The sequence below is a fragment of the Microvirga lenta genome, assembly GCF_020532555.1.
Classification (GTDB): Bacteria; Pseudomonadota; Alphaproteobacteria; order Rhizobiales; family Beijerinckiaceae; genus Microvirga; species Microvirga lenta.
In genome coordinates, this window is sequence record NZ_JAJBBR010000015.1 from 103855 (window position 1) to 130309 (window position 26455).

General features: G+C 62.1%; 28 protein-coding genes. 13 read left to right on the plus strand and 15 right to left on the minus strand.

The genetic code is table 11. From position 1 onward, the window contains the following. Positions 1-38: 38 nt before the first annotated feature. Genes LGR44_RS19805 through LGR44_RS19820 form a run of 4 tightly spaced genes read right to left on the minus strand, consistent with a single transcriptional unit; the run spans position 39 to position 3948 of the window. A complete protein-coding gene (locus tag LGR44_RS19805) occupies positions 39-950 on the minus strand; it encodes an NAD(P)-dependent oxidoreductase (protein WP_226742443.1) in 912 nt (303 codons plus the stop codon). A gap of 49 nt (positions 951-999) precedes the next feature. Then, positions 1000-2487: a tripartite tricarboxylate transporter permease gene (locus tag LGR44_RS19810; RefSeq protein WP_226742444.1), complete on the minus strand. Its 1488-nt coding sequence runs from the start codon at positions 2485-2487 to the stop codon at positions 1000-1002. A gap of 12 nt (positions 2488-2499) precedes the next feature. Continuing rightward, positions 2500-2976: a tripartite tricarboxylate transporter TctB family protein gene (locus LGR44_RS19815; RefSeq protein WP_226742445.1), complete on the minus strand. Its 477-nt coding sequence runs from the start codon at positions 2974-2976 to the stop codon at positions 2500-2502. Positions 2977-2985: 9 nt separating this feature from the next. Next, positions 2986-3948 (minus strand): Bug family tripartite tricarboxylate transporter substrate binding protein, encoded by a 963-nt coding sequence (locus tag LGR44_RS19820; RefSeq protein ID WP_226742446.1) that lies wholly within the window; start codon positions 3946-3948, stop codon positions 2986-2988. A 652-nt stretch (positions 3949-4600) separates the two neighbouring features. On the opposite strand from LGR44_RS19820, the gene LGR44_RS19825 reads away from it, so the two are divergent. Further along, positions 4601-5530, plus strand: coding sequence for a TRAP transporter substrate-binding protein (locus LGR44_RS19825; RefSeq protein ID WP_226742447.1), 930 nt, complete (start codon positions 4601-4603; stop codon positions 5528-5530). A 9-nt stretch (positions 5531-5539) separates the two neighbouring features. Here LGR44_RS19825 and LGR44_RS19830 read toward each other — a convergent pair whose 3' ends face one another. Next, the gene (locus LGR44_RS19830; RefSeq protein ID WP_226742448.1) at positions 5540-6226 is read right to left on the minus strand and encodes a FadR/GntR family transcriptional regulator; all 687 of its coding nucleotides are present in this window, start codon (positions 6224-6226) and stop codon (positions 5540-5542) included. A gap of 205 nt (positions 6227-6431) precedes the next feature. Here LGR44_RS19830 and LGR44_RS19835 point away from each other — a divergent pair, with 205 nt between their 5' ends. Next, a complete protein-coding gene (locus LGR44_RS19835) occupies positions 6432-7388 on the plus strand; it encodes a cyclase family protein (RefSeq protein WP_226742449.1) in 957 nt (318 codons plus the stop codon). Positions 7389-7424: 36 nt separating this feature from the next. Here LGR44_RS19835 and LGR44_RS19840 read toward each other — a convergent pair whose 3' ends face one another. Then, a complete protein-coding gene (locus tag LGR44_RS19840; protein ID WP_226742450.1) occupies positions 7425-8057 on the minus strand; it encodes a LysE family translocator in 633 nt (210 codons plus the stop codon). A 99-nt stretch (positions 8058-8156) separates the two neighbouring features. After that, positions 8157-8621, minus strand: coding sequence for a DMT family transporter (locus LGR44_RS19845; RefSeq protein ID WP_226742451.1), 465 nt, complete (start codon positions 8619-8621; stop codon positions 8157-8159). 254 nt (positions 8622-8875) lie between these two features. Here LGR44_RS19845 and LGR44_RS19850 point away from each other — a divergent pair, with 254 nt between their 5' ends. From LGR44_RS19850 to LGR44_RS19875, 6 genes are all read left to right on the plus strand, one after another. Next, entirely contained in the window at positions 8876-9865 is a 990-nt protein-coding gene (locus LGR44_RS19850) for a Gfo/Idh/MocA family protein (protein WP_226742452.1), read from the plus strand. A gap of 109 nt (positions 9866-9974) precedes the next feature. Next, positions 9975-10667, plus strand: coding sequence for a TetR/AcrR family transcriptional regulator (locus LGR44_RS19855; protein WP_226742453.1), 693 nt, complete (start codon positions 9975-9977; stop codon positions 10665-10667). Between the two features lie 57 nt (positions 10668-10724). Next, positions 10725-11948 carry an FAD binding domain-containing protein gene (locus tag LGR44_RS19860; protein WP_226742454.1) on the plus strand — a complete coding sequence of 408 codons (1224 nt, stop codon included), beginning with the start codon at positions 10725-10727 and terminating at the stop codon, positions 11946-11948. Positions 11949-12037: 89 nt separating this feature from the next. Continuing rightward, complete coding sequence (locus LGR44_RS19865; RefSeq protein WP_226742455.1) at positions 12038-12925, plus strand: NAD(P)-dependent oxidoreductase; 888 nt, start codon at positions 12038-12040, stop codon at positions 12923-12925. A 98-nt stretch (positions 12926-13023) separates the two neighbouring features. Beyond that, complete coding sequence (hisD, locus tag LGR44_RS19870; RefSeq protein ID WP_226742456.1) at positions 13024-14331, plus strand: histidinol dehydrogenase; 1308 nt, start codon at positions 13024-13026, stop codon at positions 14329-14331. Continuing rightward, positions 14331-15104 carry an SDR family NAD(P)-dependent oxidoreductase gene (locus LGR44_RS19875; RefSeq protein WP_404809961.1) on the plus strand — a complete coding sequence of 258 codons (774 nt, stop codon included), beginning with the start codon at positions 14331-14333 and terminating at the stop codon, positions 15102-15104. The genes hisD and LGR44_RS19875 overlap by 1 nt, the downstream gene beginning before the upstream one ends. Before the next feature lie 27 nt (positions 15105-15131). Here the strand turns inward: LGR44_RS19875 and LGR44_RS19880 are convergent, their stop codons facing one another. The 7 genes from LGR44_RS19880 to LGR44_RS19910 all read right to left on the minus strand — a co-directional run bounded on the left by LGR44_RS19880 (position 15132) and on the right by LGR44_RS19910 (position 21072). Beyond that, positions 15132-15794 (minus strand): glutathione S-transferase family protein, encoded by a 663-nt coding sequence (locus tag LGR44_RS19880; RefSeq protein ID WP_226742458.1) that lies wholly within the window; start codon positions 15792-15794, stop codon positions 15132-15134. Then, the gene (locus LGR44_RS19885) at positions 15791-16681 is read right to left on the minus strand and encodes a polysaccharide deacetylase family protein (protein WP_226742459.1); all 891 of its coding nucleotides are present in this window, start codon (positions 16679-16681) and stop codon (positions 15791-15793) included. Before LGR44_RS19885 ends, LGR44_RS19880 begins: the two co-directional genes overlap by 4 nt. Before the next feature lie 80 nt (positions 16682-16761). Continuing rightward, positions 16762-17682, minus strand: a complete 921-nt coding sequence (locus LGR44_RS19890; protein WP_226742460.1) for a dihydrodipicolinate synthase family protein — start codon at positions 17680-17682, stop codon at positions 16762-16764. Positions 17683-17728: 46 nt separating this feature from the next. After that, positions 17729-18031 carry a DUF1330 domain-containing protein gene (locus LGR44_RS19895; protein WP_226742461.1) on the minus strand — a complete coding sequence of 101 codons (303 nt, stop codon included), beginning with the start codon at positions 18029-18031 and terminating at the stop codon, positions 17729-17731. A 10-nt stretch (positions 18032-18041) separates the two neighbouring features. Further along, on the minus strand, positions 18042-19388 hold the full coding sequence (locus LGR44_RS19900; RefSeq protein WP_226742462.1) for a TRAP transporter large permease: 1347 nt from the start codon (positions 19386-19388) through the stop codon (positions 18042-18044). Between the two features lie 12 nt (positions 19389-19400). Further along, positions 19401-19916, minus strand: coding sequence for a TRAP transporter small permease (locus tag LGR44_RS19905; RefSeq protein WP_226742463.1), 516 nt, complete (start codon positions 19914-19916; stop codon positions 19401-19403). Between the two features lie 85 nt (positions 19917-20001). Then, positions 20002-21072, minus strand: coding sequence for a C4-dicarboxylate TRAP transporter substrate-binding protein (locus LGR44_RS19910; protein WP_226742464.1), 1071 nt, complete (start codon positions 21070-21072; stop codon positions 20002-20004). Positions 21073-21693: 621 nt separating this feature from the next. Here LGR44_RS19910 and LGR44_RS19915 point away from each other — a divergent pair. The 5 genes from LGR44_RS19915 to LGR44_RS19935 all read left to right on the plus strand — a co-directional run bounded on the left by LGR44_RS19915 (position 21694) and on the right by LGR44_RS19935 (position 25939). Then, on the plus strand, positions 21694-22335 hold the full coding sequence (locus tag LGR44_RS19915) for a GntR family transcriptional regulator (RefSeq protein WP_226742465.1): 642 nt from the start codon (positions 21694-21696) through the stop codon (positions 22333-22335). A 19-nt stretch (positions 22336-22354) separates the two neighbouring features. Then, positions 22355-23329, plus strand: coding sequence for a quinone oxidoreductase family protein (locus LGR44_RS19920; RefSeq protein ID WP_226742473.1), 975 nt, complete (start codon positions 22355-22357; stop codon positions 23327-23329). A 28-nt stretch (positions 23330-23357) separates the two neighbouring features. Continuing rightward, on the plus strand, positions 23358-23777 hold the full coding sequence (locus LGR44_RS19925; RefSeq protein ID WP_226742466.1) for a cupin domain-containing protein: 420 nt from the start codon (positions 23358-23360) through the stop codon (positions 23775-23777). A 30-nt stretch (positions 23778-23807) separates the two neighbouring features. Beyond that, entirely contained in the window at positions 23808-24977 is a 1170-nt protein-coding gene (locus LGR44_RS19930; protein ID WP_226742467.1) for a zinc-dependent alcohol dehydrogenase, read from the plus strand. A 71-nt stretch (positions 24978-25048) separates the two neighbouring features. Beyond that, the gene (locus LGR44_RS19935; RefSeq protein ID WP_226742468.1) at positions 25049-25939 is read left to right on the plus strand and encodes an NAD(P)-dependent oxidoreductase; all 891 of its coding nucleotides are present in this window, start codon (positions 25049-25051) and stop codon (positions 25937-25939) included. 215 nt (positions 25940-26154) lie between these two features. Here the strand turns inward: LGR44_RS19935 and LGR44_RS19940 are convergent. Further along, positions 26155-26455, minus strand: a 301-nt coding sequence (locus LGR44_RS19940; protein WP_226742469.1) for a hypothetical protein, incomplete at its 5' end; no start/stop codon positions are given.

Consider the following 26455-nt stretch of genomic DNA (forward strand, 5'->3'; position numbering starts at 1 on the left):
AAAAAGCAGTGGCCATGGGGCCCGCCGGAGACGAGCCATCACGCCACGGGTTCCGTGCCGCTCTCCTCCACGAGGAGGCTGTCGAGAGCCCTGTAGAGCGTGGTGAAATCCTGATCTCCCATACCGTGCTCCAGGGCTCGCGCCAGGAGACGCGCGGTGAGCGGGCCATAGGCCGCCGGCAGACCGACTTCCCGCTCCAACTCCACCGCCATCGCCAGATCCTTGGCGAGATTCGTAACGGCCGAGCGGCCGTCGAAGGTGCCCGAGAGGATATGGTTGGGGAACCGCGCCTCGCTGATGAAGCTCCGGGCGTTTCCGGCGTTGATGACGGCCACGGCGTCCGCCAGTTCGATCCCTGCGGCTTCGGCCACGCGACAGCCTTCACTCGTTGCCAGGAAGATGGTGTGGCAGATCATGTTGTGAACGAGCTTCATCGTATGGCCGGCGCCGGTAGGGCCGAGATGAAAGATCCGCGTGGCGATGCGGTCCAGCACCGGACGCACATGGGCAAGCGGCTCATCCGGCCCGCCGACCATCAATGTCAGGCGACCTGCATCCGCCGCCTGAGCGCCGCCCGTCATGCCTGCATCGAGATAGGCCCTGCCGCGACCGGCCACGAGACCCGCCAGCTTCTTGGTCTCTCCCGGGCGCGAGGTGGTGAGGTCGACGAGCACCTGACCGGGTCCGTCGACGGCGAGAATGCCCTCGGAGCCGCTCAGGCACTCCTCGATCTCGGCACTGCCTGGAAGCACGAACAATATGAACGTGCACCTTTGTGCAATCTGGGCGGGAGGAGCAATCGCGACATCGTCGGAGAGCCCCGCTCTTCCCCGCGCAGTCTCGCTTACATCCCAGGCGCCGCCGAGCCGCCCTGCCTCGTCGAGGCGCTTTGCGATTCCGGTGCCCATTCGTCCCAGACCGATGACGCCGACGTTCCGTTCCGAGGTCATGAGCGGTCCTTGCGATTCAGGGGCACGATGGATGGCTCTTTGGCTGTGTTCATGCGGGTTTCGTCGTTCCGCCGCGCACAAGGCCGAGCAGCGGCGTCAGGGCGACGAGAGCCGCGACGGCAAGGAGACCGGCCGAGAGAGGCTTCTCGATGAAGATCAGCGGGTCGCCCGCCGAACTGATCATCGCCTGTTGGAGCGAACGTTCGAGGATGGGACCCAGGATCATCGCCAGGATCAACGGAGCTGCCGGGAAGCCGCCCTTGCGCAGGAGATAGCCGAAGACCCCGAAGACGATCATGACGCCGACATCGAACGTGGAATTGTTGACGCTGTATGCGCCCACGATGCAGATCACCACCACGACCAGCGAGAGAATGCTGTAGGGTACCCGAAGCAGCTTCACCCACAGGCCGACCAACGGAAGGTTGAGGGCCAGAAGCATGAAGTTGCCCAGATACATGGACGCAATCGCCCCCCAGAAAATGTCCGGATGTTCCTGAATGAGCTGCGGTCCCGGCCTGATGCCGTGGATCATGAGCGCGACCAGGATCATCGCAATGGAGGCGTTGCCGGGAATCCCCAGTGTCAGGAGCGGGATGAAGGACGATACGGAAGCAGCGTTGTTCGCCGACTCGGGAGCGGCCACGCCCTCGATGGCGCCATGGCCGAACTGCTCGGGGTGTTTAGAGATCTTCTTCTCCACCGCATAGGACACGAAGGAGCTGATGATCGCTCCCCCGCCTGGAAGGACGCCGATGAAGAAACCGAAGAGCGATCCCCGGGCAATCGGCGCCCAGCTCCGCTTCCAATCCTCGCGCGTCGGCAGGATGTTCTTGATGCCGGTCTTGAGGGCGGCGGGCTGCTCGGGCGCCTCCAGATTGCTCAGTACCTCGGCGATGCCGAACAGACCCATCGCGACGACGACGAAATCCAGTCCATCCGTGAGGTTCGGCAGACCGAACGTGAAGCGCTCGGCTCCCAGGACCGGATCGAGGCCGACGGTCCCGAGGAGCAGGCCCAGAACTCCCATCATCAGGCCTTTGAGCGCCGACCCACCTGACAGATAGACCGCCATGGTAAGGCCCAGGAGCACCAGGGAGAAGTATTCAGCAGGTCCGAACCGAAGGGCGAACTCGGCCAGGATGGGGCTGATCAGGGACAGGCCAATGACGCCAAGCGTACCGGCGATGAAGGATCCGATCGCCGCGATCCCGAGTGCAGCGCCGGCCCGTCCGCTGCGGGTCATCCGGTATCCGTCGAGGCACGTGACGACCGATCCCGCCTCACCCGGGATGTTCAGGAGAATCGACGTGGTGGAGCCGCCGTACATGGCTCCATAGAAGATGCCGGCCAACATGATGACCGCCGATACGGGCTCCATTCCATAGGTCAGCGGCAGCAGCATGGCGATGGTGGCAGGCGGCCCGAGCCCCGGCAATACGCCGATTGCCGTTCCGAGAACGGCACCGAAACCGGCATAAGCCAGGTTCCAGGGAGAAAGGGCGACGGCAAATCCGCTGGCGAGGTTTTCCAACATTGTCCGAGGTTCCTATGGGCCGAAAACAGCGCCCAGGATTCCCTCGGGCAGAGGAACGTCCAGGACCCGGTCGAACAGGAGATAGCTGCCCGCCGCCAGGACGACGACCGTCAGGATAGATCCCCATCCGAGCCTCACCCCAAGGATCAGGAGCAGGACGGCGGCGAGCAATGCCGTGGCAAGCACGTAGCCCAACGGGTCGAGGAGAGCCACGAACGCAACGAAGCCCAGGATGGCCAGAACAGGACGCCTCGTCTCGACGAAAGGCTCCCCGCCCGAGCTGCGTCCCCGGAAATCCTGAAGAATGAGCAGGGCGGACAGGATCGTGAGACCCAGTCCGCCCAGGAAGGGAAAGAACCCGGGCTGCGGCTCGCTCGGTGTGCCGATCTCAAGCCTGATTGCGCCGGCGATTGCCCCCACGCCCAGCAGGAGGAAGAATCCTCCCGCCACCAAGTCGCCGGACTTCAGACCGCGACGAGCCTCAGCCATGGCCATCCCTTACTTCTTCAGCGAGGAGCCGAGCTCCTTGTGAAGATTGAACTCGGTCCGCCACACCTTCCCGAATTCGTCCGGACCCAGATACTGGATGCGGTCGCCGAAGGACTTGATCATGGCCTGGACCGTCTTGTCCTCCGTCATCTTCTTGCAGGCATCCGCAAGCTTCTCGATGATCGGACGCGGCGTTCCCTTCGGAGCGAGCATCCCGCGCCACAGGTAGTAGACGACATCGACCCCCTCCTCCTTGGCCGTGGGAACGTCCGGGAGGTTCGGGTCGCGCTCGTCGTCCAGAACCGCGAGGGGACGGAGCTTGCCGGACTGGATGTAGCTCATGAAAGTGGTCGTGGGATTGATCGCCACGTCCACGTGTCCGCCCAGGAGCGCCAGGGTCGACGGACCGCCGCCGTCATGGGGAACGTTTCGGCTCTCGATGCCGGTAATCTGGGAAATCTGCTTCCAGGTCAGATCCGCCTGGCTCCACGGACCTGCATTGCCGAAGACGAGCTTGCCCGGATTCTCCTTGGCCCAGGCGATCATTTCCTTGAAGGTCTTGTAGGGGGCATCAGGTTTCGTCGCCACCATGACCGGGCTGTAGTTGATGCGGCAGATGGGGTCGAGATCGTCCGGTCCCTTGGAACGGCCTTCGACTGCTGGGAGCGTCGTGCTCCAGTTGGGGCCGCCGAACAGGAGGGTGTAGCCATCCGCCGGAGCCCTGGCGACCTGATCCGATCCGATCGCCCCGCCTCCGCCCGGCTTGAGCTGGATGATGATCGGCTGCCCGAGATACTCGCTCGCGACGCTGGTCACGGCTCGCGCGGTCATGTCATGGGACCCGCCGGCGCCGGCCGGGATGATCAGGGTTATGGGTTTCGTGGGGAATTCCTGGGCCTGTGCTGCCCCAAAGCCGAGGATGCCCGCAAGGGCACAGGTAAGGGCGACGGTTCGCGCGCTTCGCATGGTCATCGTACTTCCTCCTCTGTCGTTCTTCGTTAGGGGGAACCCCTTCTCCGTGGTCTGCATGGAGGCTCGATTGCCAATTGGCGTCTTGGTGGGAGGAAAGTTTTTGCGGCGGAGTGATCGACCCTCTGCTTTCGATCCTCGCTCTTTTTGTGACCGTCCTCCACTTCTCGCGAAGCCGTCCAGGCCGCTCAGCCGCGGCCGGAGGCGCTTTCAGGGCTCGCAAGGCGGGCTCCTGTCGTTGCCTGCGGCTGCAACTGACCTAAGGAAAGATTGCGCCGCGCTTTTACCGGTTGTCAATTGGTTGAAAGAGTTCGGCCTGAGGGGCGACCTTGATGTCTTGGCACGACACTCACCCTCAATCCGAGAATGCATGAGGGTGACAACCAGCCGCGCGAACCGCGGCTCCGGATTATTTGCTTATAAACAAAGACTTGTGAGGAAGATCTGTGCGGCCTCTGTCGAAAGCGTCGAGTGTCGCAATTAAAATTTCGTATGGCCGTCAATCGCAATAATAATGGCTGCTAAATCCATGCGGCCAGGTTCGGGGGATCGCTCGGCCTATAATGAGGGGCCGAGATTCTCGCCGCGCAGGACCAAGAGCTTAAACTGGTTGAAAATTGGTCCTATTCCTCTTGCCAAAGCCAGGGAAAGAGCCATGCATCTTCGTCTTTCAGGCTACCAAGGCGCCTCGTCGGTTCACACGAGAGGCCTTCATCATCTCGCGAGACGCCTCTCGGCGGCCGGATCGGAGGTCGAGATCGTCGAGGATGTCACTGCATCAGGGGCCACGGCGAAGGCCTTGTTCGAGCATGTGGAGCAGGAAGAGGCCCATATCTGCTACATGGCTTCGGGTTACCTGACCACGCGCGTTCCGTCGCTCGCGGTTCTCGATCTGCCTCTGACGGTGAGCGACAGGTTGAGGGCTCATCGGGCGCTCGATGAAGAGGCCGGGCGCCTCCTTGCCGAAGACGTGGAGCGAATGACCGGCCTCCACGTTCTCGGGTTCTGGGACAACGGCATGCGCCATATCTCGAACAGATCGCGGCCGATACGGTCGGTAGAGGATTGCTCAGGCCTTGTCATCCGTACTCTCGACAATCAACTGTACCAGAATACGCTGGCTGCTTTCGGGTTCAAACCTGTCGTCACTGATGTCCGCGACCTCGTAAAGGCCGTCGCGAGCGGTGCTGTGGATGCTCAGGAAAATCCTCTGACGAACACGCTCAATTTCGGGCTGCATGAACACCATCGTTTCCTCAGCATGACCGGGCACATCTTCGGGGTCGCGCTTCTCATTTGCCGCGCCAGTTGGTTTCGGAGCCTGCCCGATCAGGAGGCGAGCGCTCTGACCTCCGCAGCCCGGGCCGCCACTCTGGCACAACGGGGGTTTGCCATCGAGGAAGACCAGACGGCGCTCAGCCGCCTGCGGGCCCAGGGCGTGCAGGTGGTCGAGCGACAGGACCTCGACATGCGGAGCTTCGAGGCAGCGGCTGCGCCGCTCATATCCAACGTTCTGGCAACCATCGACGAACATCTTGCTCTTGCCTATCTGGGCGAGAGCCGGGTCCTTTCGGTTCCGGAGTGACGGGTGCCGTTAATCGTCCAGCATGGTCGATGCCGTACTGTTGAGATGGCGTCGCATCGCGTCGGCGGCCCCTCTGCGGTCGCGGCTGGCGATCGCCTCGACGATGGCATCATGCTCATCGAAGGAATGATAGTCCGGTGAGGGGCCTATCGGTCGCTTGGCCAAGTGCCCCCAGACGACGGCTCTGCGCACTCCGTTGACGAGACGCTGAATCTCGAGAAGCAGATTGTTGCCGCTGGCCTCCGCCAGCAGGTTGTGAAAGCGCCAGTCGAGGTGCTCATACTCGCCCCAGGTTTTTGCATGGCGCATCTGGAGACAGAGTTCCTTCATCTCTCCGATCTGCGCAGATGTCGCCTTCAGCGCGGCGAGGCGCGCGATTTCCGGCTCCACGATGATTCTCGCCTGCATCGCCTCGGGCGGACTCGTGCGGTGAGCGATGATGGCTGCGTCCGTGGGAACATCGGCCGGATCTTCTTTCGCGAGGAAGGTTCCCTTGCCGACATGCCGCCGCAAGCGCCCCTCCCCCTCCATCACAGCGAGAGCCTTGCGCAGTTCCGCACGCTTCACGCCGAACCGGTCGGCGAGTTCCCGCTCGGGCGGCAGCCTGCCGTCTTCGGGCAACTGCGCATCCGAGAGCCAGGCTCGGAGTTGCCCAAGGGTCGTTTCGTCCGCTCGCATCTGTCTCAAACACTCCATTCCGGACGAGACTAGGGATAGCGGTCAAATTGGTCAACCAATTCCGAGGCAGAGATACCAGTTTGCTGCTCGATCGAATGGGACCCTTTCAAAAAGGCCGGTGTGGAGATCTCCGTGAACGGAGCAATCCTGACCGTACTGTCTCGTTGACAGCTCTCCGCTTTAGTTTTTCAATCGATAATTAGAAGTCTGCGGGAGGATGCATATGACGAAGCCTGTGAACAGGGCTGCCATTTACGAGGCTACCGAAAAACTCTCGAACTGGGGGCGCTGGGGCGAGGACGACCAGATCGGGACCTTGAACAACGTCTCGCCGGAGGACGTGGTGGCCGCCGCGAAGCTGATCCGCAAGGGCAAGACCTTTGCCCTGGGCCTGTCGCTCAAGGAGCCCATCCAGTCCGGCCTCTTCGGAGGGCGCTGGAACCCGATCCACACCATGCTTGCCACGGGCACGGATGCGGAGGCCGGAAACCAGGACGAGCCATTCCCCTATCTGCGCTACGCCGACGATGCGATCAGCATGCCCTGCCAGGCATCGACCCAGTGGGATGCCCTGTGCCACATCTTCCTCGATGACAAGATGTACAACGGCTACGACGCAAAGCTCGTCGATGCGCGCGGAGCCCGCAAGCTCGGAATCGAGCAGGTGCGGGACAAGATGGTCGGGCGCGGTGTGCTGCTCGATGTCGCCCGATGGAAGGGCGTCGACTCGCTCGATGACGGATACGGCATCACGAATGCGGATCTCGACGGGTGTGCCAAGGCTCAAGGCGTTGAAATCCGCAAGGGAGATTTCGTCATCGTCCGCACGGGCCATCAGGAACGCTGCCTCGCCAAGGGCGACTGGTCGGGCTATGCGGGCGGCGATGCGCCCGGCCTTGCCTTCGAGACCTGCTACTGGATCCGCGAGAAGGACATCGCGGCGATCTGCTCCGATACCTGGGGCTGCGAAGTTCGCCCCAACGAAACCAACGAGGCGAACCAGCCCTGGCACTGGGTCGTCATTCCGGCCATCGGCATTTCGATGGGCGAGATCTTCTATGTGAAGGAACTGGCCGAGGATTGCGCGGCCGACGGCGTCTACGAGTTCTTCTTTGCGGCGCCGCCTCTCCACCTTCCCGGAGGGGCCGGATCGCCGATCAATCCTCAGGCCATCAAGTGAGCCACGGCAGGTAGAGACGTCTTTGGAGGTGGGGCGTCAGCGCCTCGCCTCCGTCGCCATCCGGAGCGCCAAACCGGCCAAAACGGTCGCCATGAGCCACCGTTGGATGCCGAGCCATGTGGGATGGCCGGCGAGGAACGCCGCCAGCGAGCCCGCAGTGATGGCAATGAGAGCGTTCACGGACACGCTGATGCCGATCTGTACGCCCCCGAGCACGAGAGACTGAGACAGGATGCTGCCGTTCTCCGGTTGGATGAACTGCGGCAGCAGCGACAGATACATGACCGCAATCTTCGGATTGAGGAGATTCGTGACGAATCCCATCGCGAGCAGTCGGCCCGGGGGATCCTTCGGCAGGTCCCGAACTTCGAAGGGCGAGCGCCCGCCGGGCCGGATAGCCTGCCAGGCAAGATACAGCAGATAGAGGGCCCCGCCCAACCGAAGCGCGTCGTAGGCATAGGGAACCGCGATGACTACGGCCGTGATGCCGAATGCGGCACACAGCATGTAGAACACGAATCCCAAGGCGACGCCGCAGAGAGAGATCAGCCCCGCTGCGGGCCCCTGGCAGATCGAGCGAGAAACCAGATAGATCATGTTAGGGCCGGGCGTCAGCACCATGCCGAGCGCCACCAGGGCGAATGCGACAAGGCTGGAGCTTTCAGGCATGGACCCACTTCCCCGGTGAACCGCAATGTGCGGCCTCAGATGGTGGGAAATCTTATGCCTCTCTCACGGAGGCGCAAGGCCGGGATGCAGTCCCGCGCCCTACTCTCCAAGATGAAAGGTGACCGCGCCTGCGAGGACCAGCCCCATCGCCAGGATCTTCATCGGACTGATGGTGGTTTCCCGCAGCCCCCACAGCCCGAAGCCGTCCGCGGTGATGGCGCCGATCATCTGGCCGAGGATGACGGAGAGAAGGAATAGAACGCTTCCTGTCTTTGGAACGACGAGCAGGCTGCCGACCACGAAGACTGCGCCGGTGATCCCTCCGATCCATGTCCACCAGGGAGCGGCGCCCACTTGGCTCCAGTCGGGCCTTTCGCGGACGGTGAAGATCGCGAAGGCAAGAACGAGCACGACACTCATCGAGATCGACAGGAGCGCTGCGAGAGCCGGAGAGCCGAGACGGCGCGCCGCCTCTGCGTTCACCGGACCTTGCCAGGTGAGAAAGACTCCAAGCACCACGCAAACGAGGATCAGGGGAATCTTTGCAAGCAATCCGTCAACCATCGCACAGGTCCCGGCCAAACAAGGAAGCCAAGTCGTTCGGCTTTATTTTTCAATTGATAAATGCACTGTTTTTGGTATTCCGGTCAATGATGGCTTCGTCAACCATCTTAAGAATTGGTCGGATTGGTGAAGACGATCTGCACCATGCGATGTTCTCCTGGCGATCTCTGCGAATGTGGCAGATGCAGCCGCGCCGCCGACAGCCAGGACGGAAGCCGGCCGGATCGGAAACGCTTACCTTGTGGGGATATGACATGATCAATGCTGCAATCGTCGGCTTGGGCTGGTGGGGGCGCACGATTGCACGCGACCTCAGGCAAAGCGACCTGATCCGGCCGGTTCTCGGCATCGACCCGCTCGAGGGCGGCCGGCAGGTGGCGTCGGAATTCGGTCTGCGGACCTCGGCGAGGTTCGAGGACGCCCTGGAGGATCCGAGCGTCGATGCGGTCATTCTCTGCTCGCCTCACCGCTTCCATGCCGACCAGATTGTGGCGGCGGCAAAAGCCGGCAAGCACATTTTCTGTGAGAAGCCGCTCTGCACAACCGGCGCCGAAGTGGAGCGCGCGATTGCCGCCGTGAAGGCGGCAGGAGTTCAGCTCGGAATCGGGCACGAAAGGCGCTTCGAACCCTCCGTGATCGATCTGCGCAAGCGGTTCGAGGAGGGTGAGTTCGGTACGGCCCTGTTGATGGAGGCCAATTTCAGCCAGGACAAATTCCTGGCGCTGCCGCCGGACAACTGGCGCCTTTCCCCCACCGAGTCGCCGGTCGGCCCCCTGTCGGCCACCGGCATCCATCTGGTAGACCTGTCGATTGCCGTCTTCGGACGCCCGAAGGAAGTCTGGGCTCGCCTCGCGACCAGGGGCAGCTCCTTTGCGAACGGTGATACGCTCGCGATTACGATCGGATTCGAGAACGGCGCGACCGCCTTGCTGTCCGCCATTCTCGCGACGCCTTTCGTCGGCCGTTTCGCCGTTTACGGGTCGAAGGGCTGGATGGAGATCCGGGACCGGACGCATCCGGAGAACCCCACCGGCTGGGACGTGACCACGATCCATCGCGGGGAGGAGCCGGTGACGGTCTTCGCCCCGCCCCATCCGGCGGTTCGCGACAATCTCGAGAGCTTCGCTCAGGCCGTCATGGGGAAGGCACCCTACCCGGTCCGGCTGGAGGAGATGGAGGCGAACGTGCGAACCTTCGAGGCGATCACGCGCTCGGCCGCAAGCGGGCGAATAGAGCCGGTTTAAGCCCAGTCGCAGTCGTCGCTGGCGGCAGAAATCTCTTTTCTGCCGGGGCAATCCGTGGCTTCTAGTGATATTGCTGCACGGCGGCAGCGCCTGGGACGACAGACCGATCGTGAAACCTGCCCGTTCAAACGCTTCCGAACCTGATGCCAAGGCCCCAAGGCGACGGCTCTCCCCTGTCGACCGCAGGCAGCAGATTCTCGATGCCGCCATCGCCTATTTTTCGGAGGTGGGCTTCGACGGCGGCACCCGGGCCCTGGCGAAGAAGCTCGGAGTCACCCAACCCCTCATCTATCGCTACTTCCCCTCCAAGGAAGATCTGATCCGCGAGGTCTACAACGAGGTCTACCTGGGCCGCTGGCAGGCCGAGTGGGAGGGATTGATATCCGACCGCCGTCTGCCCCTGCGCGAGCGTCTCGTGACCTTCTATCTCCGTTACACGGAGGTCGTTTTCGCCTCCGAATGGATGCGCATCTATCTGTTCTCCGGCCTTCGGGGGCTGGAGATCAATCAATGGTGGATCACGTTCGTCGAAGAGCGGATCCTCCGTCGGATCTGTGAGGAGATCCGCTTCGGCTATGGCTTACCAGGCTTCGACGTCCTGCCGATCCAGGAAGCGGAAATCGACCTCTATTGGATGTTCCACGGCGGAATCTTCTACTACGGCATGCGCCGGCACGTGTACCAGGCGGCGCCTCACCTCCCGCTCCAGGCCTTTCTGGAGCTGAGCGTCGACAGCCTTCTCAAGGGACTTCCGGCCACCATCGGCGCAATCGTCGGTGAACCATCTCCTGCTTCTCCTTGACCTCCCGGCCGTATTTTATTTATCATATGATAAAATGCAGCAGAGCGGAGTTTCACGATGCCGACCCAAGCGCCCCGTGCCATCGTCGTCGGCGGCTCCATGGGAGGGTTGTTCGCTGCCCTCTCGCTGCTGCGGGCCGGATGGGACGTGCATGTCTACGAGCGCGTGTCTGTGGAGCTCTCGGGGAGAGGTGCGGGAATCGTCACGCATCCCGAGCTTGTATCGGCTCTGGCCTTGGTGGGACTGCATCCTGGAGAGGATCTCGGGGTCTTCATGGATGAGCGGCGGACGCTCGACAGGAGCGGCAACCTCATCGGCCGGTACCATTGCCCTCAGACAGCGACCTCATGGAACCGCCTCTTTCAGATGCTGCGGGACGCCTTCCCGGCCGGACGCTACCATCTGGGCAAGGAACTTGTCGGCTGTGAGATCCGCAGGGACAGCGCCCTCGCCCGTTTCAGCGATGGCAGCACGGTGGAGGCCGAACTCATCGTCGGAGCGGACGGCATCCGCTCCACGGTGCGGCAGCAGTTCCTGCCGGACGTGAAATCCGTCTATGCCGGCTATGTCGCATGGCGCGGTCTCGTGGACGAGGGCGCGCTGACGCCTGCCGCCCATCGCGACCTCTTTCCCTATTTCGCCTTCTGCCTCCCACCGGGAGAGCAGATGCTGGGCTATCCGGTCGCCGGTCCGAACGACGACCTGCGGCCCGGGCACCGGCGCTACAACTTCGTCTGGTATCGCCCGGCGGACGAGGAAACCGAACTCAAACGTCTCCTGACGGATGAGTCCGGGCATACGCATACCGGCTCGATTCCACCTCCTCTGATCTCCCGCAACTCCGTCGAGGAGATGCGTTCTCACAGCGACGAGGTTCTGGCCCCGCAATTCCGCGATCTCGTGCGTGTGACCGAGCAGCCGTTTCTCCAGCCGATCTACGACCTCGGAAGTCCACGCATGGCGTTTTCGCGCGTGGCTCTCGTCGGCGATGCCGCGTTCGTCGCCCGCCCGCATGTCGGCGGCGGTGTTGCGAAAGCATTTGGCGACGCCAAGGCGCTCACGGCTGCCCTCGAAGCGGAACAGGATGTCTCCTCCGCCCTGGAGCGATTCGAGGCGGAAAGGGTCGCCATGGGCCGAAGGATCGTCGATCAGGCACGGCGTCTCGGTTCCTATATGCGGACCCGATTCGACACAGCCGAGGAGCGGGCGCTCGCCGAACGCCACCAAACACCCGCTGCCGTGATGAGCGAAACCGCTCTGCTGAACTTCCTGCGCGACTGACACGAAAAGCGCGGGCGGGAGACCTGTGCCATTCGTTGTCAGACATGGGGAGCAGTGCCATGATCCGCCGTAAACCGTGAGGACACGCCATGAAAATTGGGATCGCCGGTCTTGGACGCATGGGCACCGCCATTGCTGAGCGATTGATGGAGGTGGGGCACGATTTGATCGTGTGGAACCGCTCACCCGAGAAGACGAGGCATCTGACCGCGCAAGGTGCCTATGCAGCCGCATCGGCCAGCGAGGTTGGAGAGAAGAGCGACGCCATCATCACGATCCTGACGGATGCCGCAGCCATCGACAGTGTCTATCGCAGTCCGGCCGGACTTCTCGCAGCCGATCTCGAGGGAAAGCTCGTCATCGACATGAGCACCGTGCAGCCGGAAACGGAACGACGCCTGGCTGAGGACGTGCGCAAAAGCGGGGCGACCTTCGTCGAATGCCCCGTGGGCGGCACAACCGGCCCCGCCAGAGCGGGCAAGCTCATCGGCCTCATGGGAGGCGCACCCGATGACGTGGCGCGCGCCCGTCCGATCCTTGAGCAGTTGTGCCGACGCGTGGAACATGTCGGGCCGGTGGGGGCCGGAGCGAGCATGAAGCTCGCCATCAACCTGCCCCTGCTGGTCTTCTATCAGGCCCTCGGCGAGGCTTACTCTCTTTGCCGGCATCTGGGGAACGATCCGGAAGCCGTGATGGATCTCTTTTCCGATACTTCAGGGGGTGCGAACGTTCTCAAGGTTCGCGGGCCCGCGATTGCCCGGGCACTGACGGGCGAGGAATTCATCCCTCCGACCTTCGACGTCAATTCAATCCGCAAGGATCTCCGGACCATGCTGGACGAAGCCAGGACTCAAGGCATCGACCTTCCCCTCGTGGAACGCACGCTTGCCATCTATGACGAAGCCGGACGCTCCGGCTGGGGTGAGAGAGACGGCACGAGCCTTCCCGCCTATTGGGCAAACCGGCACGGCAGCTAAGCTCTCGCACCCGAAAAGCGGATAGCACTACTTCTTGACATATCGCTCACGGCGATGACCTTATTGATCAAACGCTAGATAAATATCAGGGAGTTCCCATGGCACGCTGGCTTAAACGCGGTCGCGATGCAGAGGCCATCGCCGAGGATGACGCCAAGATCCGCGCCACCGTCGAGGGAATTCTCGACGACATCGCGAGGCGGGGCGATGCCGCCGTAAGGGAGCTGTCGGCGAAGTTCGATCGTTGGGATCGTTCCGACTACAGGTTGACGGATCAGGAAATCCGGGACTGCCTGTCAGAGCTCTCGCAGCGCAATCTCGACGATATCCGCTTTGCGCAGGAGCAGGTCCGAAACTTTGCCGAACACCAGCGGGCTTCGATGAAGGACATCGAGGTCGAGACGCTGCCGGGAGTCATCCTGGGCCACAAGAACATCCCGGTAAATTCCGTCGGCTGCTATGTACCGGGGGGCAAATATCCCCTGCTCGCTTCGGCGCATATGTCGGTCATCACGGCAAAGGTGGCGGGGGTACCCCGCATCATGACCTGTGCCCCGCCCTACCAGGGAAGGCCGGCCCCCGCCATCGTCGCGGCGCAGCACCTTGCCGGCGCCGACGTGATCTACTGCCTCGGCGGCGTCCAGGCGGTGGGTGCCATGGCGCTCGGGACCGAGAGCATCGACCCTGTGGACATGCTCGTCGGTCCCGGCAATGCCTTCGTGGCGGAGGCCAAACGCCAGCTTTACGGGCGCGTGGGAATCGATCTTTTTGCCGGCCCCACCGAAACCCTGGTCATCGCCGATGAAACCGTCGATGCCGAGATGTGCGCGACGGATCTGCTCGGGCAGGCGGAGCACGGTCCGAACTCCCCTGCCATTCTTCTGACCACATCGGAGACGCTGGCGCGTGAGACCATGGCCGAGGTGGAGCGGTTACTGGGCATCCTGCCGACCGCCGAAATCGCACGGCAGGCCTGGGCCGATTACGGCGCCGTGATCGTCTGCGATTCCGACGAGGAAATGGTGCGCGAGGCCGATGCCATTGCGTCAGAACACGTGCAGGTCATGACGCGCGACCCGGATTACTTCCTCAACAACATGACGAATTACGGCGCCCTGTTCCTGGGCCCGCGGACCAATGTGTCCTATGGCGACAAGGTCATCGGCACCAACCACACCCTCCCGACCAAGAAGGCGGCGCGCTATACGGGCGGTCTCTGGGTCGGCAAGTTCCTGAAGACCGTCACCTACCAGAAGGTCATGACGGACGAGGCCTCGGCCATGATCGGGGAGTACTGCTCGAGGCTCTGCATGCTCGAAGGATTTGCCGGCCATGCGGAGCAGGCCAACATCCGTGTGCGCCGCTACGGCGGACGCAACATCCCCTATGCTTCGGCGGCCGAATGATGGCAGCGTCTCCCCTTCCCCATCCTCCGTCCTTTCGCCTGGACGGCAAGCGTGCTCTCGTGACCGGCGCCGGGCGCGGCATCGGTCTGGCCGCAGCGGCGGCACTGGCAGCGGCCGGTGCGCATGTAACGCTCGCTGCGCGCACATCCGAAGAGATCGAAGCCGCGGCGGCGGCTATTCGCGATCAGGGCCAATCGGCCGAAGCTCTTCCGCTCGACATGAACGATCTGAGCGCATTCTCTCGGATCGTCGAGGCAACGGAGCCCTTCGACATCTTCGTGAACAACGCCGGCACGAACCGGCCGAAACCCTTCACCGAGGTCCCGGTCGAGGATTTCGATGCGGTGATGAACCTCAACGTTCGGGCCGCGTTCTTCGCGGCGCAAGCGGTCGTCAAACGTTTGATCGCCGCCGGACGTGCGGGCTCCATCATCAATGTCTCGTCGCAAATGGGACATGTCGGCGGGGCCAACCGCACCGTCTACTGCACCTCGAAATTCGCCCTCGAAGGCCTCACCAAGGCTATGGCGGTGGAGCTCGGTCCGCACGGCATCCGGGTCAACACCCTTTGCCCGACATTCATCGAAACGCCCATGACGCGGCCTTTCCTAGCAGATCCGAATTTCCGCTCCAGCGTCCTCTCGAAGATCAAGCTGGGACGTCTCGGGCAGGTGGAGGACCTGACCGGCGCCATCGTCTTTCTGGCGAGCGATGCATCGAGCCTGATGACGGGTTCGTCGCTCCTGGTCGATGGCGGATGGACCGCTGACTGAGCGGTTTCGCCGCTGATCCTGCGAGGGCTAGTCACGCCCCCGCAGTGGATCGTAGCTCGTCATGACCGTGGAGCGGTAAGCGGGCCGCTCGCTCAGCCGTGCAAACCACTCCGCAAGCCTTGGAAGATCGGGCCGCGGGATATCCATGGTGAACCAGCGATAAAGGGTGGCCCCGGCCGGGATATCTCCCATCGAGAACGTCTGCCCTCCTAGCCAGGGCGTCTCGGCGAGCCTGGCATCGAGGATCGCATAGATCTGTCCGGCCTCCTCGGCCAGTTTCGAAAGACGCTCCGGGCTGCGCTGCGAAGGGGGCTTGCGCACGGCCTCCCAGAAAAGCGGAATGAATACCGGCGAAAGGGTCGTCTGCATCCAGTCCATCCACTGGTCCGCCACGGCCGCATCGGCCGCACTTGCGGGGTGCAGCATCCCACGGCCATAAACGGCACTGAAATAGCGCACGATGACGTTGGACTCCCAAAGAACGAGATCGCCGTCCTGAAGCGTCGGTATCCGACGATTGGGATTCATGGCGCTGTAGGACGCGGAATCGAGGCCGCCATGGGACCCTCCGGCGTCGATGCGCTCCACCTCCAGACCGAGTTCGGCCATGACCCAGAGAACCTTCTGGACATTGACCGAAGTACTGCGGCCCCACAGCTTCATCGCCTCCACGGTCGCTGTCTCGCTCATGCGGCTGAACGGCGGTGCCTTGCCATCTCCCCCGTGTACCAATCGCCGATCTCGCTCGCCGTCATCAGCGCCACTCCTTCATGGCCGATCACGTAATCGAGCAACTCCTCGAGATAGCGGATCCGATGCGGGACGCCTGTGATGTAGGGATGCATGGAAATCGCCATCACGCGCGCATTCTCCGCCCCCTCTTGATAGAGCCTGTCGAACTGATCCTTCCCTGTCTTCAGGAACTGTTCGGAGGCGTGCTGCTGAAGGGCGTAGACGACGATGTCGTTGGTCTCGACCGTGTACGGGATCGTGGTGACGGTTCCGTGGGGCGTGGCGATTTCCTGCGGCAGGTCGTCGATGACCCAGTCGGCGACATACTCGATCCCGTGCTCCCGCAGCAGGTCGAGCGTTTCCTCCGTCTCTGTCAGTCCAGGACTTTCCCACGAACGGGGCGGACGCCCCACGAAGGAGGAGATTGCATCGACCGATCTCCTGATCGCGTCCCGCTGGTTCTCGACCTTGTGCATGGGTCCCTGGAGAAATCCATGACCCATGAATTCGAAGCCGGCGTCACGGGCAGCCGCAGCCACCCGCGGATACGATGTACAGACATTGCCGTTGATCGCCAGGGTCGTCGGAATGTTGCGCCGGGTCAGCGCCTCGAATTGCCGCCAGAACCCGGCCCGCATGCCGTATTCGTGCCATGACCAGTTCGGAACGTCCGGCAGGAGCGGCTGCCCCATGGGGGGCGGCAGGACCGTTCGCGGCATCGGCTTTTCGATCCGCCATTCCTCCACATTGAGGACGAACCACACCGCGATCCGAGCGCCGTTTGGCAGTTGAAGCGAAGGCCGGTCTACCAGCGCCTGATACGGAATTCGATCGGTGAACGCCATGACACCCTCCTCTGCTTCAAGATGGAAGAACGAACCTCGGCGGCTTTGCTCCGGCAGGCCGGCTCACTTCCTTTTTCGCCCTATCGAAACTCGGCAGGTGCGAAGGCATGACCGGCATCCTTGAGCTTCGCGAGCAGTTCCGCCGTCTGCGCCTCGGTCAGAGGGGTGAGAGGCGGCCGGAGCGTCGCAAGGCCGGGCTCGGCAAGGATGGTCGAGAGAACGGCCTTAGCGGCTGGGATGAGAGGGTATCCGGAGAAGATGTTGCGCACCTCCGCGACCGGCTTCTGCAATTCGTCCGCCTCTGGCGATTGCCAGTTGTCGATCAGACCGCGAATGGCAGCCGCATTGATGTTGCCGGAAGCCGTGATGCAGCCGGCTGCGCCAAGACGAAGGGCCTTCAGGAGGACGCCTTCCGAGCTCGGGAAGATGCGGAATTCCGGAAAGCGGGTGAGCATCGCCTCCGTATTCGCCCAGTCGCCGGAGCTGTCCTTGATGCCAAGGACAGTATCAGGATAGCGCTTGACCAGACGTTCGATGAGGCCGTGCGGGATGCCGACGCCGGTCATCTGCGGGATGTGGTACAACCACAACTCCAGGTCCGACGAGCCGACCCGCTCGATCACCTCGGAGTAGAAGGCGAACAGTCCTTCTTCCGTGACGGGCTTGTAGTAGAAAGGCGGCAGCATCAGAACGCCGCCGCAGCCGAGAGTGACGGCATGTCTCGTCAGTTCCACTGCATCCGGAAGAGCGGATTGCCCGGTGCCGGGGAGCAGGAGGGAGGGATCGATCCCTCCCTCGACCAAACCTTCGAGGAGTTCCATGCGCTCGCCCAGAGAGAGCGAGTTCGCCTCACTGGTCGTGCCGAATACGGCGAGCCCATTCGCGCCCTGAGCCAGCAGCCAGCGGCAGGTCTTCAAGAACAGGCGAGCATCGGGTTCGAGTCGAGCATCGAATGGGGTGATGGCGGGAACGAGAACTCCCGCGAAAGCGGCTTTAGCCATTGATCTCTGCTTTCAAGCGCACGTTACGGTCAGTCGAGGATAAACATCATTTCGTGGCGTCGCCACCCTCGACGATGATGAGCTCTACCTGGCCTGCACCGCTCTTCCTGAAGGCCGATGCCTCCTGGTACTCGGCCGAGCGGTGGCATTCTTCGGCTGCCGCCAGTGACGGAAACTCGATCACCACGAAGCGATGGAACGTGTCCGGTCCTTCGAGGATCTTGAAATCTCCACCTCGGGCAAGCACCTTGCCACCATATTGCGAGATGATCCCTGGGACGCGGTCCGTGTACTTCTTGTACTCGACAGGATCGTTGATGCGCGAGCGCGCAACCCAGTAGGCAGGCATCGGTGTCTCCTCAAACTCTTCCAAGGTTCGGAAGCCAGGTGGCGATTTGCGGGAAGATGATGATGGCGATGATGACGCCGATCAGGCAGGCCCAGAACGGGGTCGAGCCGCGAAAGATCTCTCCGACTGAGACATTCTCCTGAGGCAGGGCCGCCTTGACCGTGAAGACCAGGATCCCGAAGGGCGGCGTCAGCAGCCCGGTCTCGATGGCGAGAATGCCGATGATGGCAAAGGCCAGCGGATCGTAGCCGAGCCCCGCGGCGACCGGAGCGAAGACGGGAACCGTCAGAAGAATGATTGAGATCGAGTCGATGATGCAGCCGAGCACGAACCAGATCAGGATCATGATCCCGAGGATGGCGACAGCAGGCAGCCCGGTATCCAGCAAAGCCGACTGCACGGCGCCGGTGATGCCGGTCATCGACAGGACGCGGGAATAGAGCTGAGCCATGACGAGAAGGAGAAGAAGGGGGGCCGAGGATCGACCTGCCGACAGGACGACTTCAAAGACCTCCTTCATTCGCAGTCCGCGGATCAGCGCGATGACGAGCGCGGCGACCGCGCCGACGCCGGCACCTTCCGTCGGCGTGAAGAAGCCGAACCAGATGCCTCCGAGAACACCGCAGACCAGGAAGACCACGAGCAGCGTTCCGAAAAGAGTGCCGCCGAGGTCATCGTGCTTCATGTGATCCGCGGAAGGTATTGCACCGGGGGCAAGCGCCACCTTGCGTTCGCCGACGATGTCGGGACGGAGGATGGCGGTTCCAACGATGTAGGCGCTGTATGCGAGCACGACGACGATGCCCGGCACGACTCCTGCCATGAACAGGCTTCCGATCGACTGCTCGGTCAAGACACCCCACACGATCATGAGGACCGAGGGTGGAATCAACATTCCGAGGCACGCACTGCCGGCAATACAGGAGAGCGAGAACTGGCGCTGATAGCCGAAGCGCTTCATCTCGGGATAGGCAATACGCGAGAAAGTGGCCGCGGCTGCGATGCTGACGCCGGACACGAAGGCGAATACCGCGTTGGCCAGTACGGTGGCGACGCCGAGGCGGCCCGGCAGCCACGTCGTCAACCGGTTGACGAGGTTGAAGAGATCCCGCGCGGCCCCGGACCGGGCCAGGAACTCACCCATCAGGATGAACAGCGGAATGACCGCGAAGATATAGTCGCGAATTCCTTCATACGCCGTATTGGAGATGAAGCTGAGGACGACCTCCACATCACCCAGCATGAGGTAGATGCCCAGAGCGGAGGTGATGCCCAGCGCGACCGCAATATGGGTTCCGAACAGGACAAGCGTCAGCAGCACCGCGACGACAATGAACATCTGAGTAGCGTCGAACATCGGTCTATCCGTTCAATGTGAGGTGCCGGTGACAAGAGTCTCGTTGCGTCGGGCAGCGCTGACCTGGCGAGCCGCCAACAGAATGTAGGCAACAGCGGCCAGCCCGCTCCCTACGAGGACGGCGAGGCGGACCGGCCACATGGGGACCCGCAAGGCGCCCTCCCCCTCGTACTCACCGCTTTCGAAAGCATGGGAAAACCCGTCGATGCTGCCCCAGAAGATAATTCCGAAGAGTGCGATGCCCAGAATGCATGAGGCGATGCCGAGGGCTGCGCGGATTCGGACGGGAAGGTGTGCGGTAAGGGCATCCACCTGCATCATGCCGCCGCTGAGGATCGCGTAGACCGCCTGCAGGTAGCAGATGATGACAATCGAGCTGGAGACGAGCTCAGGCGTTCCCTTGAGAGGGCTGTTGAACGCCACACGCCCTACGACATCCGCGACGACTACGAAAGAAAGTAGAAAGGCGAGAAGAGAAGCCAGGACGAGCAGGGCTTTGGAGATCCAGTCGAGACCTTTGCCAACCATCGAAACACCTGTGGGCCGAAATACGCGAAAGACGCCCGGGACGCGGTAGGCCTGCCCCGGGCGGTCGGAGTCTACGTCTCAGGCGTCACTTCACTTGGTAGCGAACCGGCCATTTATGCCCGAGCTTTTCCGCCTCCTCGAGGGCGAGCTCTAGAACCTGGGTGCCGGGAAGCCCTGCCTTGTCGAGCTCCGCAGCCTTTTCCTTCGGCCAATCCTTGAGAGAGTTAGCCCAATCGATGCGGACGTCGTCAGGGAGCGATTTCACCTTGGCCCCGAGCTCTTTCAGCTGCTCGATCTGCTTCGGGTAGTTCGCGTCGTTGACCGTACCTGTCTTGGCCTCGTATTCGCGAGCCACCTCGACGATGATGTCCTGAACCTCCTTCGGCAGGCGGTTGAAGCGGTTCCGGTTCATGGTGAGCGCGTGCCAGGTGATGGAGCCGAAGCCGATCTCCGTGTAGTACGGAGACACTTCATACATCTTGAAGTTCACGACGCCGGACGGGAACATGATCCAGCCGTTGTAAACGCCGGTCTGCATGGCCGTGTAGGCTTCAGGCAATGAAGACTGCACGGGAACGGCGCCGGCGAATTCGAGCCATTTCAGGTTCAAGCCGGCGCCAGCCAGCTTCTGCCCCTTGAGATCGGCGACCTTGTTCCAGTCGAATGTCGTGGTGAGATTGTAGCCGTTGTCCGCAATGGCAGCGAGATGCTTCTGACCATACTTCTCTTCGAAGACCTTGGTCATGTAGGGCACCTTGTCATAGACCGCCCGTGCGAGCTTGACGCTCTTCTCGGCGCTCATAGTGCCGAAGGGAAGCATGACCTGGAATGCGTGCAGCGGCAGGTTCGACGGCTCGAAGCAGAGGCAGTAGCCACCGATGTCGATGATACCCGACTGAACGCCTTCGAGCGTATCAGCCACCTTGACCATCGAGCCGCCATATCCCTCGATGAACTCGATCTTGTGGTTCGTGCGCTCGGCGACCCGCTTCGTAACCTCCGGGACGAAGAAGGTCTGCATCAGATTGACGTAGGTGTTGACGGCAGGGTGACCCGACGCGATGCGCAACCGGATCGTCTCGGCTTCGGCGGATGTGCTGAACCCGATCGTGAGAGCCGCCAATGCGGCAGCTGAGAATTGGATGGCGCTTTTCATTTGACTTCGATCTCCTCCCAGAAATCGCACTTCGTTGGTGCTTGCAGGTGCGGTTCGACGACGGTTCGAAACTCCTCGTTTGGCGTAGCGAGGCATGGAGCCTGGATCGGCTCAGATACTCATCCCGACCTTCGCTTCATTCCTTCCATAAGGGAAGCCTAAGCGTACTCACGTGTCGTCAAGAAATAATCATTCTTGATCATTTTTATTATTTTTTCTGATGGCGACAGGAATGTAGTTGCTGCCGCATTATGGGTTTCGGTCGGTGCTCGGTTCAAAGGCCAAGGTATCTTCATTGGTGGAGGCTAGGAGGTGGCCGCGCGTGTCCAAACCAGCAGCAGGCGCGCGGAGCCGAAACGGGACGAAGCAAGGTGCTCTGTCGCAACGAAGGCATTCTCATGTTGCCTTGGCCTCCTTTGAGGAACCAAGCTGATATTCCACCTGTTGCCTCTTTCATGTCAACACCCCAAGATCGAGCTGGGATGCGCCCCAATAGTAAGGCAGAACCGGCTTTGGGATTGACGCATGCGACGAATCTGAAATATCAGTTTGGAGAACTAGGCCGCTTTGGTATTTTCAGAGAAGGATAGCCCTGTGCTCGAAGGAGCAGACGAGACTCCCTTGCTCGTAAGGACCAGTGTTTACCAGAGGCTCCGCGCGGCGATCCTGTCATGCGCCCTCCGCCCGGGCGCACAGATCCAGGAGCGCCAGCTGGCCGAGCAGTATCAGGTCAGCAAATCCCCCATCCGCGATGCCCTGCTGAAACTCGAGGAGCAGAATCTCGTCGAGGTGATGCCGCGACGCGGCTACCGCGTGAAGCGCATCTCCCTCACGGACGCACGCGAGCTCTACGAGATGCGACAGATCTTAGAGCGCGAGAGCATCGTTCGGTTGATCGAGGCAGCCTCGAACGAGACGCTTGCCGAGCTCGACACATTCCGCAGCCTGCCTCCCTCCGTCGGTCTTCCGGAGTGGATCGAGTACAACAGCGCCTTTCATGGCTTCATCGCTGCCAATTGCGGAAATTCGCGCCTGGGACGCGCCGGCTGCGAAGCGATCGAGCAGTATGAACGGCTGACCTATGTGAGCGTGACGAGCAGCAGCGAACTCAGTCTCGACGACTTCGTTGCGGAGCATGGCGCCATCATCGACGCAATCCAGAAGCGCGACAAGAGACAGGCCGTAGCCCTTGCGCGAGATCATATCGAGAGTTCGCGGCGGCGGGTGCTCGACACTCTCGAAAACCTATCCGTCATCGCCTGAAATCGGAGCTGAAAGAGTGATAGCCCACGCAATCCGTATGGACACCCAAGGCAGCCCTGACGTTCTCCAGCTCAAGGAAGTGGAGATCGGCTCTCCGGGTTCCGGACAGGTCCTCATTCGGCAAACGGCCTGCGGCTTGAACTTCCTCGACGTCTACCATCGCTCCGGGGCGTACCCCCTCCCCCTGCCTAGCGGATGTGGCAGCGAGGCGGCAGGCATCATCGAGGCCTTAGGACCCGACGTGACCGGCTTTCGCGAAGGAGACCGGGTCGCATATCAGGGTGGAGAGCCTGGTGCCTATGCGGACCGCCGCATTCTTACGACGGCACGACTCGTCAAGATTCCAGACGGCGTCCCCGACGAGTCGGCCGCGGCCGCTCTCCTGAAGGGAATGACGGTCGAGTATCTTCTCAACCGCTGCGTCAATCTCAGGTCGGGTGATTTCGCCCTCATGTATGCGGCAGCCGGCGGTGTCGGCCTTCTGGCCGGACAGTGGGCGAAGCATCTCGGGATCCGCCTGATCGGAGTCGCGGCCGGCCGGGAGAAATGCGAGCGTGCGCTGGCCAACGGCTACTTCGCCGTCATCGACCGCAACAGCGAGGACATTCTGGCGCGGGTGAAGGAGATGACCGGTGGAAGAGGCGTGCCAGTCGTCTTCGACTCGGTGGGAAAAGCCACCTTCGACATCTCGATCGACTGTCTGGCGCCACGGGGCATCTTCGTCTCGTTCGGCGCGACGTCAGGTCCGCCCCCGCCAGTGGAAGCAAGCCTTCTTCAGAAGAAAGGCTCGCTCTATTTCACGCGCCCGACCCTGGTTCACTACGCCAGTTCTCCGGAGGATTACGCAGCCTCCGCAACGGCCGTTTTCGACCTGGTGGCGAAGGGCGTCCTCAAGCCCGAGATCGGGCAGCGGTATCCCCTCTCAGAGGCTGCCAGGGCTCACCAGGATCTCGAGAGCGGCCGCACGAGCGGATCGAGCATCCTCATTCCCTGATTTCATCATGCTCCAGATGGAGAACGACATGTCGAATACCGAGAATCCCCGCTCCCATTGGCCCAAGGAACTCCAGGACGACATCGAAGCGAACCGCTTCAATGGCTGCGTCGGAAGCGTGCTGGTGTCCGAGACGGACCGCGTGCGCGTGTGGCACCTGCGCCTGCCGCCCGGCAAGCGCTGCGCTTTCCATCGGCATGTCCTCGATTATTTCTGGACATGTCACACCTATGGAACCGCTCGAGGCTATTTCGAGGACGGCCGCATCGTCGACGTGAAGCACTTTCCGGGCGACACGAAGCACATGAATTACGGCGCCGGGGAATATCTCCTGCACAGCGTTGAGAACATCGGCGACACGGAACTCCTCTTCACCACCGTGGAGTTCAAGCAGAGCGCCAACCAACCGCTGCCCGTGCCCGAAGGCATCCGCCTTCAGGCCGCCTGATCCACCTCTGTCCGATATTGGAAGCTGATCATGTATGCGCATCCTGGCGTGAAGACCGATCCGAGCCTGCCGGTTCCTGACACCATGAAGGCCTGGATCCTCGGTGATCCCAACGAACTCCGGCTCGTCGAAAAGAAGGTGCCGGTCCCGAAGAAGGCCGAGGTTCTGGTGCGGGTGGATGCGATTGCCATCTGCGCGACCGATCTCGACGTGATCAGCAGCGGCCCGCCGGCAATGATCCAGGGCGGCCAGCCCTTCAACAAGAACTTCACGCCCGGCCACGAGTATATGGGAACCGTTGCCGCCCTCGGGCCCGGGGTGGACGAGTTCGCGATCGGCGACCGGGTTACGGTAGAGATCCATGCCGGCTGCGGCCAGTGCAAACGCTGCCGGATGGGCATGTACACCTCGTGCCTGAACTACGGCCTCAACTACGGGGACGTCGACAAGGGACACAGGGCGAACGGCTTCACCTCCGATGGCGGCTTTGCCGAGTTTGCCGTGAACAACATCAACACGCTCATCAAGATTTCCGACGACATGAGCGACGAGGAAGCGACCTTGGTCGTCACCGCGGGCACGTCCATGTATGGACTGACCGAACTCGGCGGCCTCGTCGCCGGCGAAAGCGTCGTGGTGATCGGCCCCGGCCCCATCGGTCTTCTCGGGGCCGCCGTGGCCAAAGCACTTGGCGCGTCGCCCGTCATCCTCACGGGCACTCGCGACAATCGCCTCAAGACCGGCCTCGAGCTCGGCGCGGACCATGTGGTCAACGTTACCCGTGAGGACCCAGTCGAGGCCGTGCGGCGGCTCAATGGCGGCAAGGGCGTGGACTACGTGATCGAATGTTCGGGTGCCCCCAACGCCATCAACGAAGCGGGACGCATGCTCAATCGCGGCGGCAAGATGTGCCTGGCGGCCTTCCCGCATGATCCGGCCCTCATCGACGTGGCTCATCTGGTCCGCAACAATATCTACATCTACGGCATCCGAGGCGAAGGTCGCAGCGCAACGCACCGGGCACAGGCCTTCATGGCTGCCAAGCGGTTCGACGCAACGAAGATCCACACCCACACCTTCATGATGGAGGATCTGCCGACCGCGCTTCGCTACGCGCGCGACCGCGTGGAGGATGCCATCAAGGTCGTCGTGAAGATGCCTCGCCGGATGGCCGAACAGGATATTCGCGAAGCCAGCTGACCTTAAACCCACGATCCGTCGGCCACGGCCGAGCGGCCGGTGCCCCTATCATTGATATTGAGCGAGAGACGATGGCTGAGAACAAGGGCCAGGTCGGTGTCATCGGCCTTGGAACGATGGGCGGCGCAGTCGCCCGCAATCTGGCGGAACGTGGCTGGAGGGTGTTCGGCTACGACGTGAGCGAGCAAAGGATCCGCGAAGCGGAGGCTGCCGGGGTGCAGGTCATGGACAGCCCCACTGCGGTGGCTCGTCAGGCCGAGACGATTCTGACGAGCCTGCCCAGCCCAGCTGCGCTGCACAGCACTGTGGCCGAGCTTGCGAATGATGCGTCGAAGGGCCGGGTGATTGCCGAGTTGAGCACGCTGACGCTGGAGGACAAGAGTAAGGCTGAGGCTGCTCTACGGTCGGCAGGTCATGTGATGCTCGACTGCCCCTTGAGTGGGACCGGAGCCCAGGCCGCTACACGGGATCTGGTGGTCTATGCCAGCGGCGATGCCGAGCGGATCGCGGCGCTCCATGAGATCTTCATGGACTTCAGCCGCCTCGTGCACAATGTCGGCCCGTTCGGCAACGGCACGAAGATGAAATTCGTCGCGAACCTGCTGGTCGCCATCAACAATGTCGCGAGCGCGGAAGCGATGGTGCTCGGCATGAAGGCGGGTCTCCCCCCTCAGCAAATCATCGAGCTCGTTTCATCTGGAGCAGGAAACTCCCGCATCTTCGAATTGCGTGCCCCTCTAATGGCGGAACAGCGCTACGAGCCGGCGACCATGACGATCGGTCTTTGGCAGAAGGACATGCGAGTCATCGACGAGTTCGCACGTCAACTCGGATGCCCTACTCCGCTTTTCACGGCGACGGAATCCGTCTATCGCGCCGCGCTGGCAAATGGGCAGGAGACCCAAGATACGGCCTCCGTCTGCACTGTTCTGGAAGGGATGGCAGGCCTCAGACGGAATTGAGCATGGGCTGACACGCGGCGGCATAATGGAGAGATGGGCCCTGCGGATGCCCCCGAGCCCCTGCACCTGTCGCGGGTGGCAAGTCATGCTGGCTTTGCATATCTGTTTTTGCGGTGCAGCAATTCAAATGCTGCGCCGCACCCCGTATAGAGCCTTCAAAAGCTCAGGTTCGGGGGCCTCACATGGCAATGTCACTCTCAGTGCGTCATACGAATTCAGACGCTTCGTTTTTCGGTACGAGCAGGAAGCCTGGCCTGGTTAACAGGATTATTCGCGCGCTGCAGGCTCAGCAACTCCGCACGGCGGAACGCCGTGTTTCTCAATATGCCCATATCTCCACTGGCATCTGCCGGAAAACATAAGCGGCTGACTGTTCTGCCTCTTTGAAACGCCAGCGTTTTCACGACCGTCTTCTGTGTGCGGCGTCGGTTGTGGGCCCGGAGGAATACCGGGAGCTTTATGGAGCGGCGTCGGCGTGGTCGCGGCCGGTCGATGCCGGGGCGGTTCGGGTCGACC